The following is a 14,830-nucleotide window of genomic DNA, read 5'->3' on the forward strand; positions in this document are numbered from 1 at the left end:
GGACGCCGCATCCCTGCGGCGTACGCTTTACTCCTCATCCCCCTTTACCGGCTTCATGTGGCATTTTTGCGGTCTGTACAACGCTGTACCTGGATTAGGTCAATCGCGTGGAGCGTTTAACATACTCGTTCATGACCTATTCCTCAGAGAAAGTGTGGAAGGTGTCAACGCCATTCAGGGCGAAACACATACTGGTTAATCACATCTTCCTAAGTGAGTGAGTAAAATGTGCCAACGCTATTTAGGACGGGTCACAGAAATACAAAAGGCCGATATCGTGGATATCGGCCTTTACGATGACAATTAACTTAGCGCTTACGCCTCATGCTCTTCATCTTCATGCGGCTTATCTTTGGTTACGCGCACCAGGTCGATACGGTAATCGGTAGCCTCAATGATTTGGAAGTGCAGCGGCGGCAGGTCGATGATCTCACCAGGCTGCGGCAGTTGGCCTTTCTGGGCAATCAACAGACCCGCCAGCGAGGCATGATCTTCTTCCCGATCCACCAGCTCATGGTGGTCGAGCAACTGCTGCAGTGAGTGCAGATCGGTACCACCCTTCACCAACCAGCCATCACCGTCCGCGATAATATCGGGCGTTTCATCTTCATCCGGGAACTCACCGGCAATCGCTTCCAGCACGTCCAGTGGGGTAATCAAACCTTGCACCACACCAAATTCGTTGGTGACGATGACAAAGCTGCCTTTAGCGCGGCGCAGTACGCCCAGCAGGTTGATCGGATCCAGCGTTTCAGGCACCACTATCGCCGGAGTGGTAGCAGCAAACGTCGCCACGTCCATACCATGCTCCAGCGCCACCAGCAGTTCTTTGGCACGCACCACGCCGATGATCTCATCCAGCTCACCGCGACATACCGGGAACAAACTGTGCGGCGTGTCGAGGAGCTGAATACGGATTTCATCCACCGGACGTTCAGCATCAACCCATGAGATATTGCCGCGTGGCGTCATGATGCTACGAATGGAGCGCTGTGACAGCGTCAACACGCCGTTGATCATATAACGCTCTTCGTCTTTAAATGCTTCCTGTGGCATCGCCTGCGTCAGCGAAGCTTCTTCAGTGGTCACCGGCTGATGACGCTGGCGACCGCCCATCAGGCGCAAGATCGCTTCAGCCGTACGTTCTCGCATCGGCCGATGTTCCTGATGGCGAATAAAGTTACGACGCGCAATTTGGTTGAACAGCTCAATCACAATCGAGAAGCCAATTGCAGCGTACAGATAGCCTTTCGGAATGTGGAAACCGAAGCCTTCCGCCACCAATGACAAACCAATCATCAGCAGGAAGCTTAAGCACAGCACCACGACCGTCGGATGGGCATTGACGAAGTTGGTCAACGGCTTCGAGGCCAACAGCATCACACCCATGGCAATCACCACGGCGGTCATCATCACCGGCAGATGGTTGACCATCCCCACTGCGGTAATCACCGCATCAAGCGAGAATACTGCGTCCAGCACCACAATCTGGATCACCACGGCCCAGAAGCTGGCATAACCTTTGTTGCCCTGATGTTCCATGCCGCGGTTTTCCAACCGCTCATGCAGTTCCATGGTTCCCTTGAATAACAGGAACAAACCACCGAACAACAGAATTAAATCTCGCCCGGAAAAACTGAAATCGCCTACGCTGAATAGGGGTCGCGTCAATGTCACGATCCAGGAAATCAGCGACAGCAGGCCCAATCGCATCACGAGAGCGAGTGACAGACCAATCAGACGCGCTTTATCACGCTGTTTCGGTGGCAACTTGTCCGCCAGGATGGCGATGAACACCAGGTTGTCGATGCCGAGAACGATCTCCAGCACGATCAGCGTTAGCAAACCCGCCCAAATTGAGGGGTCGAAGAGAAATTCCATCAATGACTCCTTACAACACAGAGGGGCGAACGAGATTGAGCCTGCGCGGTGAAGCGAGACGAGAGATCGTTAGCAAATGAGGTCACGCTGAAGAGCGTTGTAGTGTGCGCCAGAAAGCGCTGAGAACATGTTGAGCGACGTCGGTGACGGTCCATATAGGTGAGCTGAAGCCCGATACTCCTGAATATTAAACAGAACGCTAATGTATCAGTTACATCAACAACGTCAAAAAATTTTATTACATTTACAAACAACTGCACAAACGCAGGAATAACGAACATAAATGCAATTTTGCAGCGTTACGCTCGAAATAGCTGACAAACATCACATAAATTATTTTTTCGCACACTAAAATAAATCGCGACCTTACTGCTGTGCAGCGGACAGTTTCGGAACATTTATTGATGCGACTCTTCATCTTAGACCCAAACGATCCACCTGAATCAACAACGGTAATTCTCAATGATTCCCGGCAATGCCAGAGAATCTCTCATGCGAACGGAGGTAGCAAGTGACCATTGCTATTGTAATTGGTACACATGGCTGGGCGGCAGAACAGCTGCTTAAAACAGCAGAAATGTTGTTGGGTGAGCAGGAAAATGTCGGATGGATTGATTTCGTGCCCGGCGAAAATGCAGAAACGCTAATCGAAAAGTATCAGGCGAGACTGGCAGAACTCGACACGTCGAAAGGCGTACTGTTCCTGGTGGATACCTGGGGTGGCAGCCCATTCAACGCGGCGAGCCGCATTGTAGTGGACAAGCCGGATTATGATGTCATCGCCGGCGTCAATATTCCGATGCTGGTAGAAACCCTGATGGGACGTGATGACAACCCATCCTTTGAGGAATTGATTCATATTGCCGTGGAAGCCGGCCGCGAAGGTGTTAAAGCCCTCAAGACCGAAACCCCTACCCCGGAAGCTGCAGCACCCGTTGCCGCACAAGCCCCGGCGCAACCGCAAAAGCCTTTGGCACCGGGCGAGCACATGAAGATCGGCCTGGCGCGCATCGATGACCGTTTAATTCACGGCCAGGTGGCAACCCGCTGGACCAAAGAGACCAACGTGACTCGCATCATCGTCGTCAGTGATGAAGTGGCTAATGACCATGTGCGTAAAACGCTGCTGACGCAGGTGGCCCCTCCTGGCGTGACCGCACACGTGGTGGATATTGCCAAGATGATCCGCGTGTGGAACAACCCGAAATATGGCCGTGACCGCGTGATGCTGCTGTTTACCAATCCTACCGATGTGGAACGGATTGTTGAACAAGGCGTGGATATCAAGTCGGTCAACATCGGCGGCATGGCATTCAAACAGGGTAAAACCCAGGTCAACAACGCAGTTTCGGTCGATCAGAAGGACATTGAAGCCTTCCGTAAACTGAATGAACGCGGTATTGAGTTGGAAGTGCGTAAAGTTTCAAACGACCCAAGACTGAAAATGATGGACCTGATTGCCAAGGTCAATCAGTAGTTCGCTTTTGCCTGCGCTGGCGGGCGAATACTTGAGACCTTGCTGAGGAGAAAAGCAATGGAAATAACCACGCTACAAATCATCCTGATATTTATTGTGGCTTGTATTGCCGGGATGGGTTCGATTCTTGATGAGTTCCAGTTCCACCGTCCACTGGTGGCCTGTACCTTGATTGGTGCGGTTCTGGGTGACATGAAAACCGGTATCATCATCGGTGGTACCCTGGAAATGATCGCGCTGGGCTGGATGAACATCGGTGCGGCGGTTGCACCCGATGCGGCACTGGCCTCCATCATTTCGACCATTCTGGTTATCGCAGGTGGCCAAAGTGTTGGTGCGGGTATCGCACTGGCGATTCCACTGGCGGCAGCCGGCCAGGTTCTGACCATCATCGTCCGTACCATCACCGTTGCCTTCCAGCACGCTGCCGATAAGGCCGCCGAGAAAGGCAATCTGAGCGCCATCAGCTGGATCCACGTCTCCGCACTGGTATTGCAGGCGATGCGTATTGCAATTCCAGCCCTGATTGTGGCGATTTCAGTGGGTACCAGCGTGGTACAGGAACTGTTGAGCTCCATTCCAGAAGTGGTCACCAACGGTCTGAACATCGCCGGTGGCATGATCGTGGTGGTCGGTTACGCGATGGTCATCAACATGATGCGCGCAGGCTACCTGATGCCGTTCTTCTATCTGGGCTTTGTGACGGCGGCCTTTACCAACTTCAACCTGGTTGCTCTGGGCGTGATTGGTGTGGTCATGGCGGTGCTGTATATCCAGCTGGCGCCGAAATATAACCGTACAGCAGGCGCGGCCGCTGCCGGCCCTGCACACAATGACCTCGACAACGAACTCGATTAGGAACAGGTGAAATCATGGTTGATACAACTAACACGCAAAAGAAACTCACCCCGAGCGATGTCCGTGGTGTGTTCATCCGCTCTAACCTGTTTCAGGGTTCATGGAACTTTGAACGTATGCAGGCGCTGGGCTTCTGCTTCTCAATGGTGCCGGTGATTCGTCGCCTCTATCCTGAGAACAACGACGATCGTAAACAGGCGATTAAGCGTCATCTGGAATTCTTTAATACCCATCCATACGTGGCAGCACCGGTGCTCGGCGTTACCATGGCGATGGAAGAGCAGCGTGCTAACGGCGCGGCGATTGATGATGCCGCGATTAACGGCATTAAAGTCGGCCTGATGGGACCGCTGGCGGGGGTGGGCGACCCGATCTTCTGGGGTACCGTTCGCCCGGTGTTTGCTGCACTCGGTGCCGGTATCGCGATGAGCGGCAGCTTGCTCGGTCCCCTGCTGTTCTTCATTCTGTTTAACGCCGTGCGTATGCTGACGCGTTATTACGGTGTGGCGTATGGTTATCGCAAAGGCGTGGATATCGTCAGCGATATGGGTGGCGGCTTCCTGCAAAAGCTCACGGAGGGGGCGTCGATTCTCGGCCTGTTTGTCATGGGGGCGCTGGTCAACAAGTGGACACACGTGAACGTGCCGCTTGTGGTGTCCCGCATTACCGATCACACCGGCAAAACCACCGTGACCACCGTTCAATCGATCCTCGATCAGCTGATGCCGGGCTTAATCCCGCTGCTGCTGACCTTCGGCTGTATGTGGCTGCTGCGCCGTAAAGTTAACGCACTGTGGATTATCGTGGGCTTCTTTGCCCTGGGTATCTTTGGTTACTGGATCGGCCTGCTCGGTCTGTAATCATCTCGCCGGGGGCTTCGGCTCCCGGCAGTTTTCAGCGAAGTTACCTGAGCGCCAACGTTGAGGTAAATTCGGTTGAGGAAGAAAATGTAATGTCACTGACTGACGCTCTGATTGCCCTGCTGATCATCGCTTTCGCCCTGTTCGCAATTTACGATGACGCTATCCTGCCGCGGCGCAAGGGGCCGACCAAATTGCGTGTCGCGCTGCGTCGTCGCCATAAGATCGACAGCGGCATTTTTATCGTGTTGCTGCTGATTTTGCTGTGGAATAACGTCAGCAACCATGGCCCGCAGCTCACCACCACGCTGCTGATGGTGCTGTGCTTTATGGCAATCTGGCTGTTCTGGCTACGCACGCCGAAACTGTTGATGAAGACAGAGGGACTGTTCTTCGGCAGCGTGTGGATCGACTATCGTCGTATTCAAAGTATGAACTTGTCTGAGGATGGCATTTTAGTCATGCAACTGGAACAGCGTCGCCTGCTGATTGCTGTGCAACAGCTCGACGACCTGGAACGTATCTACAATACGCTGGTGGAAGCGCGTTAAGTGCGCTGCCATAGCGTCAGCATGAAGTCGGCATCGCAGCTAAAGCTATCGGCTGCCACCAGCTGTTGCCAGACTTCTTCGCGCGCGCGCCAGGCAAAAGGCGTCATCTGCAGCAAGCTCACCGCTTCGGCCCCATTTAACGTCATCTCATAACGCAGATTGTGTTGCCCGACCTGGCTAAAACCTTCGTAAGCCTTTTCTTCTGCCGCGTGCAGCTGCACTTCACGATAAATCAGCGCCTTGAACTGCTGCAGATGATGTGGACCCGGCGTCACCGTCAGCAGATAGCCGCCCGTTTTCACCACCCGGTTCAGTTCGGTTTCATTACAGGGAGCATAGATGCGCACAATGCCCTCCAGCGATGCATCAGCAAAGGGTAAACGCTGGCTGGAGGCGACACAAAATTTCACCGTGCGATAACGTTTAGCCGCCATGCGAATCGCCGCTTTCGCCACATCCAGGCCAAACAACTGCGCCTGCGGAAGGGCTTCTGCCATTGCTGCGGTGTAGTAACCCTCGCCACAGCCAATATCCAATACCTGTGCCGCCTGGCCATTCAGGCGCTGTGCCAGATGTTGCGCCACTGCATCGCGTAATGGCTGATAGTGGCCGGCATCAAGAAATGCGCGACGTGCCAGCAGCATTTCCGCACTGTCACCCGGTTCCTTTGAGCCTTTATGCTGCACCGGCAACAAATTAACGTACCCTTCTTTAGCCTGATCGAATTGGTGACCTGCATCGCAGCGGAAGCTGTTGGCTTGCTGGTGCAAATGTTGCTGGCAAAGGGGGCAAATCAAAGACATAGACAACTCCGGGTTCACGATTCGCGCGCAGTTTACCCTGATCGTCTGGCAACAGAAAGGATAAAAGAAAAGCCCCGGTCAGAGACCAGGGCTTTACAATTCGTGTCAGCGGCGCATGGCACCGAGTCTGAGAACGAAATCAGATAGCAGTAACGTTTACTGCAGCTGGACCTTTCTGGCCGTCCTGAATTTCGAACTCAACAGCCTGGCCTTCAGCCAGAGTTTTGAAGCCGTTACCCTGGATTGCAGAGAAGTGTACGAACACGTCTTTGCTGCCGTCAGCAGGAGTAATGAAACCAAAACCTTTAGACTCGTTGAACCACTTAACCTGACCTTTAATCTTTGCCATTTTTGCAAATTCCTTTGATTGTTTATATTGCCCGAAGGCAGTCTTACAGATAAACCAGAGACGTTACTGAATGAGGCACTAATTTAAGGTTCGGCAAGGAAGCGGAATTCAACGTCAACGTCTTTACTCGTAACTTCTTTACTGAAGATGCCATACATAAACAGAACTGTACCTCGTTTGACCCAAGAGTCGTTATCACATATTCGCAAATTAATGGCAAGCCATTTTTAAACGGTGATCGACATGACGCACATAATTGGCCGTTGCTCTGCACTCTTCTGCCATTAGCATATTGACAGATGACGGAATAACTGCACAAAAAAATGTTATTTGTCAGAGTAGTTAGCGCCAGTACTTACATTAGTCAAGCGTAGCGACGCAATCTAAACCAGCACAATTAAAGCGGTCAAGGCTACGCAAAAAGTATTGCATTAATATGGCATTGATAAAATATTTCGCCAAAAAATTAACGTGGAATGCAACATTCGTGCGCTGAGCAAAAGTTGTACAATCCGATTTATTAAGTACAAGTCATTAATTGTTTTGCACCAAAATCAGGAAAATATAAGCGCTCTTGCCCCAAATATATGCACGCTCGTTTTGGCGGTTATCTTATTTTTAACTAACGACTCTACAATTAAATGTTAAAAAAACGCACTGCGACGCTTGATTTAACAAATCGGGCTTAGGACACATCTGAATCACTATTCTGCAAGCTTCGGCTGGTGCCTATTCTCCATGGCATAAAGCGTGAGTCCCCTTCTCCCGCGGATTGCATTGCTTGCGCCAAAGCGGCAGGAGGTTCATCTAAAGGATCATCCGCCAGTTCAAACACACCCCAGTGGATCGGCAGCGTTAACGGACGCCCTATCGCCTGCCATAAACGCACCGCCTGATCGGGGTCCATATGTTGACCGCGCATGAACCATTTTGGTGCATAAGCGCCAATGGGCAACGCGGCAAGATTAAAGGGCCCGAGACGTTCAGCAATTTCTAACAGGTTTTCGCTATAGCCACTGTCACCTGAAAACCAAAAATTCACACTCTGGTTTCGCACCACCCAGCCACACCACAGTGAGCGATTACGATCCCAGAAAGTTCGCATGCTCCAGTGCCGCGCGGGTACGGCAGTCAGCGTCACTCCTGCGATATCAATGGATTGCCACCAGTCGCGTTCGGTGACATGACGCACGCCACGTTTGCGACACCAGGTTCCCATACCCAGCGGCACAACAAATTGCGCATCCGGGAAACGACGTGCGATGCGCTTTACCGTAGGTCGATCGAGATGGTCGTAGTGATTGTGCGAAATCAGTACCACGTCGAGATGTGGCAACTGTGCAATATGGAGCGGAGCGGGCGTTTTACGCTGTGGTCCAGCAAACGGCAGCGGTGAAGCACGCGCAGAGAGTGCCGGATCGATGAGAATATAGCGGCGATTGAGCCGCATCAACACGGCGGCATGACCTAACCACCAGACGCGATCGTCATCACCGCCCAGATCGCTTTCCTGATACCAGCGGGCAATGAATGCCGGATAACCGGCCTGAGGCGGCAGCGGCAAATGGTCCGCTTTGCGCTCCCGCCGCCAGCGCTGCAAATCCCCTGGCTGGCGCAATTCCGGTTCCGGATTGCGGAAACCTTCTGGCGTGTGATGCGCCAGCGTTGCGTCGTACCAGGGATTTTGCCAGGCCATTACTGCTCCATCATGTGTTTAACGTTCTGGAATCATACGGATGAAGTCGCGCTGTTCTACGGCGTCTTCTTCCTCCTGCTGTTTTGCTGTGGCAGGTTGAGCATCCGCCAGGCGGCGCAACAATGCATTCTGTTTTTTCTGCTCTTCCAGCAGAGCTTCCAGCAAACGAATCTGTTCACTGGCGCGCATGCTGGCCCGGTTAACGAAGAACCAGGCTATCAAGGCCACAACAATAATGATGGCCAGTACACCATAACTGAACAGCGGACTGGTATTTGCGGCTAACTCGTTCATAACTGCCTCTATTGTCAAACATAAAACACTTACACCGCCGCTGATTCTACTCGTTGTGTGCGGAAAAGATAATGGTTGCCGGTGGAAAGCAGATTATCCCGCATCTTGATGGCTTTCAGTTATCTCTGATCGATTTCATGAGCAGGACGCGTCATGCTGCAACTATAGAAATCGCAGCGACTTCAGGATAGCTGCGTTGTGTATCACAAGGAGATAAAATGAAATTATTCATTCGGGCGATAATCGTGGTGGCAGTGGTCTGGTTAGGGATGCTGTTTACCGGCTATGGCGTACTGACCGGAAGCAACAAAAACGCCGCTGGACTGGGCTTACAGTGTAGCTATCTCACTGCACGCGGCATGATCACCGCGCAATATCTGCATACCGACAGCGGTATTGTGGGTGTCACCGATTGTCCACTGCTGAAGAAAAGTGGCGAAGTGGTAGATAATTAGTGACTCAAACGGGCTGGCGACAGCCCGTTCTGCTATTCAGAATGGGTAGTCGTGGTAACCCAACTGGTCGGAAATATTGCGCGCGGCACGATGCAGCATCGCCACATACTCGTTTTTTGCTTCTTCAGAGAATCGGATTGTCGGGAACGAGATGCTCAATCCCGCGATCACCACGCCGAAGCGGTCGAAAACCGGCACAGCGATACAGCGTAAGCCCTCTTCCTGCTCTTCATTATCTTCACCGAAACCCTGCACTTTTACCTGATCTAATACTTCAAGCAGCGCTTCAGCACTGACGATGGTGTTGGCGGTACTGCGACGAAACTCGACTTCGCTCAGGATTGCCTGAACTTCAGTGCGATCGCGCCATGCCAGTAACACTTTACCGATGGCGGTGGTATGCAGCGGGTTACGACGCCCGATGCGCGAGTACATGCGCAGGTTATACAGCGAATCAATTTTATGGATATAGACAATGCTGTCTTCTTCCAGCGCACCCAGGTGGATGGTTTCTTTGGTCAAACGCGACAGTTCTCGCATTTCGACATCGGCACTACGAATCAGGTCGACGTTTTGTAGTGCCCTGGCACCCAATTCAAACAGCTTTAGCGTCAGCGAATATTTTTCACTTTCCCCTTCCTGCGCTACGTAACCCAATGATTTCATGGTTTGCAGAAAGCGGTAAACCGTGCTTTTTGACATCATCACGCGTTGCGACAGCTCGGTGATACCATGATCACGATCTTCGCCTAACGCCTGCAAAATGCCGAACACTTTCATTACCGAAGAGACGGAGTCTGGCTGTTTATCGTTATCGCTGCTCGCCATTGCGCGTATCCTTTTTTGACGGTGTTTCAAAAAAAACGGAACAGAAGCGCCAGTATATGCGTTTCAGCCCAACGGCGGCAACGACTGGCAATCTGCGACACATTCCTTCGTAATTTTTTGTCAATGAATGCGGTGCTTTCCGTCACAAAATTGATTAGCATGATGATATTCACTTCCTTCATTTATTTCATTTATGTCCCCTACAGTCTCTCAGGATGGATTACCTGTTCCGCAGCGGTACGGCGCGATTATCACTATTGCGTTAGGCATCATGATGGCAGTGCTGGATGGCGCCATTGCTAACGTTGCGTTACCCACCATTGCACGCGAACTGAATGCCAGTCCGGCGGAATCAATCTGGATTGTTAACGCCTACCAAATCGCCATTGTTATCTCGTTACTGTCGCTCTCCTTTCTGGGCGATATGCTGGGTTATCGCCGTGTTTATCAGGTAGGGCTGGCGTTGTTTATCGCCACTTCACTGTTCTGCGCCCTCTCCTCTTCACTCAATATGCTTACCGTGGCGCGTATCCTGCAGGGTTTTGGCGGCGCGGCACTGATGAGTGTGAACACAGCGCTGATTCGTATTATCTATCCGCAGCGTTTTCTCGGCCGCGGTATGGCGATTAACTCGCTGATCGTCGCGGTGTCGAGCGCTGCGGGCCCAACGGTGGCAGCCGCGATTCTCTCCATCGCCAGCTGGAAATGGTTATTCCTGATCAACGTGCCGCTGGGCATTGTGGCACTGTGGCTGGCGCTGCGTTTTCTGCCAGATAACACACAGAAAGCTAAACAGCAGAAGTTCGATGTTCCCAGTGCCATCATGAACGCCCTGTTCTTTGGCCTGCTCATATCGGCCCTCAGCGGGTTCTCACAGGGGCAGGACCACTGGCTCATTCTGGCTGAAGTCGTCGCACTGGTGTTGGTCGGCGTGGTGTTTGTTCGTCGCCAGTTGGCGATGCCAGTGCCGCTACTGCCGGTGGATTTGCTGCGCATCCCCATTTTTTCGTTGTCGATGTGCACTTCGATTTGCTCGTTCTGTGCGCAGATGCTGGCTATGGTTTCGCTGCCATTCTTCCTGCAAAACGTGCTGGGACGGGATGAAGTGGCAACCGGGTTGCTGCTCACACCCTGGCCGCTGGCCACCATGGTGCTGGCCCCCATTGCTGGCCGGTTGATTGAGAAAGTCCATGCGGGATTATTGGGTGGCCTGGGGCTGGCAATGTTTGCGGCGGGTCTGTTCTTACTGGCACTGCTGCCTTCACAACCCACCGATATTGATATTATCTGGCGAATGATGCTTTGCGGTGCGGGCTTTGGCCTGTTCCAGTCTCCAAATAATCACACGATTATCTCCTCTGCCCCGCGCCATCGCAGCGGTGGCGCCAGCGGTATGTTAGGGACGGCGCGTTTGGTCGGTCAGAGCAGCGGTGCAGCATTGGTTGCATTGATGTTCAATCTCTTTAACGACAGCGGAACACATGCATCACTGGTTCTGGCGGGTAGTTTCGCCACGGTGGCAGCCGTCGTCAGTATGTCTCGGATGACGCAATCGAGTCAGACGGTGAAGTCATAAAACAACAAAGGTGCCCAATTGGGCACCTTTGTTTATTGCAACAGCCAAACCATTATTTCAGATAGTCACCGTTACGCAGCGCTTCAATACGCTTATCGAGCGGCGGATGCGACATAAACAATTCGCTCAACGATTTGCTTTTGCCGTTAATGCAGAATGCCATCATGCTGCTTGGCTCCTGCGGCTCGTAGCTGGTTTTCAAACGCTGCAGAGCGGCAATCATCTTCTCGCGGCCCACCAGTTTGGCTGAACCTGCATCCGCGTGGAATTCACGGTAACGTGAGAACCACATGGTGATGATGCTGGCGAGAATGCCGAACACCAGTTCCAGCACGGTCGCGACCGCAAAATAGACCAGCGGGTTACCGTTGCTGCTCTCTTCACCGTCACGGTTACCCGACAGGAAGCCCGATGCTACCTGCGCGATAATACGCGAAATGAAGATCACGAAGGTGTTCACCACACCCTGAATCAGCGTCATGGTGATCATGTCACCGTTAGCGATGTGGGCGATTTCGTGCGCCAGCACCGCTTCCGCTTCATCACGGCTCATGTTCTGCAGCAAGCCGGTCGAGACCGCAACCAGTGAGGCGTCACGACGCGCACCGGTAGCAAAGGCGTTAATATCTGGCGCGTGATAGATCGCCACTTGCGGCATCGCAATGCCGGACTGTTGAGCCTGGCGACTGACGGTATCCATCAGCCAGCGTTCTGTCTCGTTACGGGGTTGTTGAATCACTTCACCGCCGACGGAGCGCAACGCCATCCATTTAGACATCAGCAGTGAAACAAACGCACCGCCAAAGCCAAACAGACCTGCCATAATCATCAGACCCTGAACACTGCTTGACTGAATTCCTGTCAGACTCAGAATCAGTCCGAATACCAACATCACCGCCAGGTTGGTGACCAGGAAAAGCGCAATACGCATCATAAACGTTAATCTTCCTCAGTTGTGCTCGCGCTCATGCGCGGATATACATCCTATGTCCATTGCGCAGGTTTTCAAGCAACCTTAATCTTTAAGTGTCTAAAAAGACATAACTTTACATTTGGTAATGATGTGCGCAATTCTGCCCATTAGCCACAATGAACAATACCTTTGGTGCAAAAAAAAACACCGCCGGAGCGGTGCTTATATTCAGCGAAAATTTATTTCGCGCCTTCGGCAGCAGGCTGGGTTTTCTCCAGCTGTGCCATGTCGTTGGCAATTTTCACGGTTTCGTCCAGATACGGGTCTGGCTCTTTGTAGTCTTTCGGCAAATCTTCAATGCTCTTCAGCGGGGCTTTGCCTTCCGCCTGGTAGCGCGCGTTAATGCGTTCCAGACGCAGTGCATCATCTTCGTGGTTCTCTTTCTCACGTTGAGCAAGATTGAGCGACACAATATTGCGTTTATCTTTCATCGCGTCAAAGCGCGCAATATCTTTCATGATGTACTGGAACTCGCGATCTTTAGCGATACGATCGGCGTGCTCTTTGGTCAGCTGCGGTACCAGCGCGGTGATATCACCGGTTTTGGTGTAAGTCGCGGCATTCACGCTATCCCATGGCAGCGCGTTGTCCTCGAACTTCTCACCGGTTTCCGCCGCTTCTACGCCAGTTGGCATCAGCAGGTCCGGCGTGACGCCTTTACGCTGAGTACTGCCGCCGTTAATGCGATAGAACTTCTGGATGGTGTATTGCACTGAGCCCAGCGCCGGCCATTCCGGACGCAGCATCTGATCGTAGATGCGGTTCAGTGAACGGTACTGCTGTACGGTGCCCTTACCAAAGGTTGGTTCACCGACGATCAGTGCGCGACCGTAATCCTGCATCGCAGCGGCGAAGATCTCAGAAGCCGAGGCACTGAAACGATCGACCAGCACCACCAGCGGACCTTTGTAATAAACGATACCGTCGTTATCGCTGTCCTGGCGCACGCGACCGTTGTTGTCACGGACCTGCACCACTGGGCCACTTGGGATAAACAGACCCGACAGTGATACGGCTTCGGTGAGCGCACCGCCGCCGTTGGTACGCAAATCAATCACGATGCTGTCGACGTTCTGCTTCTGCAGTTTTTGCAGCTGCACTTTCACATCGTCAGTCAGGCCAACGTAGAAGCCTGGAATATCCAGTACGCCGACTTTCTCTTTACCGACGTTATGTACGGTGCCTTTCACCGCGCGATCTTCAAGACGGATCTTTTCACGCGTCAGTGTCACGGTGCGGGTTTTGGTGCCCTTGCCAGCAGGCAGGATTTCCAGGCGCACTTTGCTGCCTTTCGGTCCTTTGATTTTGGACACCACATCATCCAGACGCCAGCCAATCACATCTTCCATTGGCTTGCCTGGCTGAGCAACACCGACAATACGGTCGCCCACGCTGATGGATTTGCTTTTAGCGGCCGGTCCGCCAGCCACCATGGAGTTGATGACCGTGTAATCATCGTCCATCTGCAGCACGGCACCGATACCTTCCAGCGACAGGCTCATCTCGGTGTTGAACTGTTCGGTGTTACGCGGTGAAAGATAGTTGGTGTGCGGGTCGATTTCATGCGCAAAGGCGGTCATCGCCAGCTGGAACACATCTTCACTGTTGCTCTGCGCCAGGCGACGAATGGCAAAGTTGTAACGCTTAGTCAGCGTTTCACGAATCTCTTTGTCATCTTTACCGGCCAGTTTCAGGCTCAGCTCATCATATTTAACTTTGGCATCCCACAGCGCGTTCAGCTCATCGCTGTTTTTCGGCCAGGGTGATTTTGCACGGTCAATGTCGATGGTGTCATTGCCGGTGAAATTCATCGGGCGATTCAGCACGCTTAGCGCATATTGATAGCGCTCGAAGCGGCGTTTCTGCGCCAGATTGTAGAGATCGTAGAACACATCCAGCTTACCGCTGCGCAGTTCATCACCCAACGTGGTTTTCTTATCGGCGTATTGCGCGATGTCTGAAGCCAACAACACGTTATGGTTGTAGTCGAGCAGATTCAGGTAGCGATCAAAAATTTTCGCAGAGAAATCCTGATTCAGATCGAACTGACGATAGTGAGAACGGGTGAAACGCGAAGTGACGCGTTCACTGACGGTAGGATGCTGCGGGTCTTCATGTAACTGTGGAATCTGGTCGGCGCGGGTAATGTTATCTGCGCCAAAGGTGGGGCCTGCTAACAGCAGGCCCGCGATCATACCGATCTTTAAAATGTTGTTCATGCCGAGGTCA

At 52.5% G+C, this 14,830-nt stretch carries 15 protein-coding genes; 6 read left to right on the top strand and 9 right to left on the bottom strand.

What is annotated here, in order from left to right:
* Nucleotides 1–315 precede the first annotated feature (315 nt).
* Nucleotides 316–1,881, bottom strand: coding sequence for a TerC family protein (locus FD737_RS12655; RefSeq protein ID WP_034828721.1), 1,566 nt, complete (start codon nt 1,879–1,881; stop codon nt 316–318).
* Between the two features lie 511 nt (nt 1,882–2,392).
* Between FD737_RS12655 and manX the strand changes: the two genes are divergently transcribed.
* The 4 genes from manX (at nt 2,393) to FD737_RS12675 (ending at nt 5,627) form a co-directional block, all read left to right on the top strand.
* The gene (manX, locus tag FD737_RS12660) at nt 2,393–3,358 is read left to right on the top strand and encodes a PTS mannose transporter subunit IIAB (RefSeq protein ID WP_160833635.1); all 966 of its coding nucleotides are present in this window, start codon (nt 2,393–2,395) and stop codon (nt 3,356–3,358) included.
* 57 nt (nt 3,359–3,415) lie between these two features.
* Nucleotides 3,416–4,216, top strand: a complete 801-nt coding sequence (locus FD737_RS12665) for a PTS mannose/fructose/sorbose transporter subunit IIC (RefSeq protein ID WP_034828717.1) — start codon at nt 3,416–3,418, stop codon at nt 4,214–4,216.
* Between the two features lie 14 nt (nt 4,217–4,230).
* Complete coding sequence (locus FD737_RS12670; RefSeq protein ID WP_038646579.1) at nt 4,231–5,076, top strand: PTS mannose transporter subunit IID; 846 nt, start codon at nt 4,231–4,233, stop codon at nt 5,074–5,076.
* Nucleotides 5,077–5,168: 92 nt separating this feature from the next.
* A complete protein-coding gene (locus tag FD737_RS12675; RefSeq protein WP_058960161.1) occupies nt 5,169–5,627 on the top strand; it encodes a DUF986 family protein in 459 nt (152 codons plus the stop codon).
* On the opposite strand, the gene rlmA is transcribed toward FD737_RS12675, so the two are convergent.
* The 5 genes from rlmA to FD737_RS12700 all read right to left on the bottom strand — a co-directional run bounded on the left by rlmA (nt 5,624) and on the right by FD737_RS12700 (nt 8,769).
* Nucleotides 5,624–6,430 (bottom strand): 23S rRNA (guanine(745)-N(1))-methyltransferase, encoded by an 807-nt coding sequence (gene rlmA, locus FD737_RS12680; RefSeq protein WP_160833636.1) that lies wholly within the window; start codon nt 6,428–6,430, stop codon nt 5,624–5,626. The genes FD737_RS12675 and rlmA overlap by 4 nt on opposite strands.
* Nucleotides 6,431–6,569: 139 nt before the next feature.
* Nucleotides 6,570–6,779: a transcription antiterminator/RNA stability regulator CspE gene (gene cspE, locus FD737_RS12685; protein WP_034828712.1), complete on the bottom strand. Its 210-nt coding sequence runs from the start codon at nt 6,777–6,779 to the stop codon at nt 6,570–6,572.
* Between the two features lie 83 nt (nt 6,780–6,862).
* A complete protein-coding gene (locus FD737_RS12690; RefSeq protein ID WP_128599124.1) occupies nt 6,863–6,937 on the bottom strand; it encodes a DUF2627 domain-containing protein in 75 nt (24 codons plus the stop codon).
* Nucleotides 6,938–7,464: 527 nt separating this feature from the next.
* Complete coding sequence (locus tag FD737_RS12695; protein WP_097116877.1) at nt 7,465–8,475, bottom strand: MBL fold metallo-hydrolase; 1,011 nt, start codon at nt 8,473–8,475, stop codon at nt 7,465–7,467.
* 18 nt (nt 8,476–8,493) lie between these two features.
* Nucleotides 8,494–8,769 (bottom strand): YebO family protein, encoded by a 276-nt coding sequence (locus tag FD737_RS12700; protein WP_034828707.1) that lies wholly within the window; start codon nt 8,767–8,769, stop codon nt 8,494–8,496.
* 218 nt (nt 8,770–8,987) lie between these two features.
* On the opposite strand from FD737_RS12700, the gene FD737_RS12705 reads away from it, so the two are divergent.
* Complete coding sequence (locus tag FD737_RS12705) at nt 8,988–9,224, top strand: YobH family protein (protein ID WP_034828706.1); 237 nt, start codon at nt 8,988–8,990, stop codon at nt 9,222–9,224.
* A 36-nt stretch (nt 9,225–9,260) separates the two neighbouring features.
* On the opposite strand, the gene kdgR is transcribed toward FD737_RS12705, so the two are convergent.
* A complete protein-coding gene (kdgR, locus tag FD737_RS12710) occupies nt 9,261–10,052 on the bottom strand; it encodes a DNA-binding transcriptional regulator KdgR (RefSeq protein ID WP_034828705.1) in 792 nt (263 codons plus the stop codon).
* 193 nt (nt 10,053–10,245) lie between these two features.
* Here kdgR and FD737_RS12715 point away from each other — a divergent pair, with 193 nt between their 5' ends.
* On the top strand, nt 10,246–11,628 hold the full coding sequence (locus tag FD737_RS12715; protein ID WP_160833637.1) for an MFS transporter: 1,383 nt from the start codon (nt 10,246–10,248) through the stop codon (nt 11,626–11,628).
* Nucleotides 11,629–11,680: 52 nt separating this feature from the next.
* On the opposite strand, the gene htpX is transcribed toward FD737_RS12715, so the two are convergent.
* Nucleotides 11,681–12,562 carry a protease HtpX gene (htpX, locus tag FD737_RS12720; protein WP_160833638.1) on the bottom strand — a complete coding sequence of 294 codons (882 nt, stop codon included), beginning with the start codon at nt 12,560–12,562 and terminating at the stop codon, nt 11,681–11,683.
* A gap of 218 nt (nt 12,563–12,780) precedes the next feature.
* On the bottom strand, nt 12,781–14,820 hold the full coding sequence (gene prc, locus FD737_RS12725) for a carboxy terminal-processing peptidase (RefSeq protein ID WP_034828701.1): 2,040 nt from the start codon (nt 14,818–14,820) through the stop codon (nt 12,781–12,783).
* Nucleotides 14,821–14,830 lie beyond the last annotated feature (10 nt).

This window comes from Pantoea sp. Seng (assembly GCF_009829935.1).
Lineage (GTDB): Bacteria > Pseudomonadota > Gammaproteobacteria > Enterobacterales > Enterobacteriaceae > Pantoea > Pantoea communis.